The 2,308-nt window shown below is 63.0% G+C and carries 2 protein-coding genes; both read right to left on the bottom strand.

Translation table 11 applies throughout. The annotated features are described in order from the left end of the window. Window positions 1–363: 363 nt before the first annotated feature. Window positions 364–1,281, bottom strand: coding sequence for a dioxygenase family protein (locus tag J8I34_RS33700; protein WP_209808517.1), 918 nt, complete (start codon window positions 1,279–1,281; stop codon window positions 364–366). An 87-nt stretch (window positions 1,282–1,368) separates the two neighbouring features. Next, window positions 1,369–2,229 (bottom strand): porin, encoded by an 861-nt coding sequence (locus J8I34_RS33695; RefSeq protein WP_209808515.1) that lies wholly within the window; start codon window positions 2,227–2,229, stop codon window positions 1,369–1,371. Window positions 2,230–2,308 lie beyond the last annotated feature (79 nt).

The following is a 2,308-nucleotide window of genomic DNA, read 5'->3' as shown; positions in this document are numbered from 1 at the left end:
TCCGCCGGATAGCGTTTCATTCTCCAACCGCTTCCGCCCTCCATTGTCCTTCATCGAAAGGCGGCGGGGCGACATCTGCATTCACTGCGCGTTGTAGCCAGTCTGGCAAGTTGCCGCGGCCATCCCAGATATGGCCGTCTGTGTCCAAAGGGGCAGGACGTCCAGTGAGTCCATCGCCGGAGTAGTCACCACAGAGCGTCCTGCTGCAACCGGTCGTCTATGATGATGCCGTGCTTGACCAACTGAGGTCAGCACCGGATGCAAGTACCCTCATGTGGTCGTTGGCCTGCGGGTGAGGGGTCTCTGTCGCCGGAGTATGGCGCATGCCCAGTCAGTGCCTGAACCCGGACATGCGCTAGAGCCTTAGCCGAGTGCAGTCTCGTAGCGGCTGGCCGCGCGTGTCTCGCGGTCGCTGGCTGCATCCTGGAGGCGGAAATCGAATTGAACGCGGGCGAAAGGCGAACGGATTCCCAGCGATTCATAACCCGTTGGGTCCTTTACCTCCTGCACGTCTACCACGAGTCCGTCGCGGGTGGCGAAGGCAAAATCGTCATCGAGATAGGTGTCTCCAGGCAGATTGATCTGGGTAGTCAGGGTCCGCTTGTCCTGACCGGAGATCAGAAAGTGGATATGCGCCGGCCGATTTCCATGGCGACCCAGTTTCTCGAACAGCTCCGATACCGGGCTGTTGGGCGGGATCGCATAGCCGGGCGGCAGGAAGCTCCGAAAGCGGTAACGGCCCTGTTCATCGGTTTCGATGCGGCGCCGCAGGTTGTAATCCGGTTGGGACGGGTCGAAGTGCGAGTAGCGGCCGGACGCGTTGCAGTGCCAGACGTCGACCATGGCATGGGGTACCGGGCGACCGTCTGTGCCCAGCACCTGTCCCTCCATGACGAAGGGCGGACCGGCGTCGTCGTTGCCGGCATCGAGTCGTACCTCGCGCTGGTGCAGCGGTGCACCGGCAACATACAGCGGGCCTTCGATCGCCCGCGGTGTGCCCAGGGCGCGGCTGGCGGCGCGGTCAATCTCGTCCTCGCGGATATCGAGCAGGCGATCGAAGCCGAGGCCGGCGGTGATGAGTCCAACCATGTCGGCCTGGCCAAGGCGCGTCAGCCACTTGACCGCGGCCCAGAATTCGTCGGGCGAGACGTTGCACTCGTCGATGGTGCGAAACAGGTCACTGACGATTCGCGCCGTGATAGCGCGAACGCGTTCATTCCCGTCGGCAATGTGACGGCTGTTCACCATCTCGAGCAGTTGTTTGGCATTCAACTCAGCCATGGCTGTATCTCCTTGTTGTGAGGGGGATAAAGAGTCGGGCGCAGCGGGATGAACGCTGCGCATTGGGGAAAGCGAGGTCATGCGCTCTCAGAAGATATGGCGAAGCCCGGCTCGTACCAGCACCTGGCTCTTGTTGTCGGAGCCGACCATCAGCCCCGGAATCCAGGCCGTGGCACTGGTGCCGCTGGCACGCTGGTAGACCGCGCCGAGATACGTATCGGTGCGGCGCGAAAACGCGTAGTCCAGGGTCAGGCCGATCTGATGCGCGTGGTTGCGGTCCAGCGCGGCATTGGCCCACTGGTACTGGTAATCCGCGAGCACGGTGGTTGCCGGCGCAACCGGCACGGTGACCCCGGCCTGCAGTACCTGCACGCCGCCGCCCGTGAAGGTATTGCGTGTGTTCGTGTACAGCGCGTTGATGTTGCTGGAGCCCAGCGCATAGCGCCCGCCGAGGCCCCAGGTGCGAATGCCGTCGTTGCCGTTGTTGATGGTGGCGTAGCGGACCTCAGTGATGGCCGCGGCCAGCGCGAACGGTCCGCGCTCGAAGCCAACGCCAGCGCTGTAGGCCCGGCCGCGGCTGACGCTGCCGGGTTGCTCGCCCAGGCCATACAAGGCGCCGAACGTCAGCCCGCCATAGTTGGCACTGCTGAACTTGATGGAGTTAGGGATGCGTTCGGCCCCGCCGACACGGTCGAAGTCCATCGCGCCGCCAGGCATGTTAGGGATGCCAAGAGCTCCGAACGGGCCGTGCCTCAGGTTATGCAGGCTGACATACGGGAAGGACGGACCATAGCGTAGCGCGGCCAGCATGTCGAAGCTGAAGTCATAGTGCCTGCCGAGCGTGAGCGTGCCCCAGGACGATGACAGACCGACAAAGGACTGCCTGCCGAACAGGCCCCCGATGCTGGCGCCATTGTCAAGCGCATACTGGCCTTCGATGGTGAACACCGCCTTAACAGGCTGCTGAAATACCGGCAGTGGACGTCAGCGCGACGACTTGCTGAATCGTTAATCTGAGGACTCCTTA

It is taken from the genome of Cupriavidus phytohabitans (genome assembly GCF_017815025.1).
Lineage (GTDB): Bacteria > Pseudomonadota > Gammaproteobacteria > Burkholderiales > Burkholderiaceae > Cupriavidus.
Note: the sequence above shows the minus strand (reverse complement) of the source record. Positions and strands in the feature narration are given on the sequence as shown.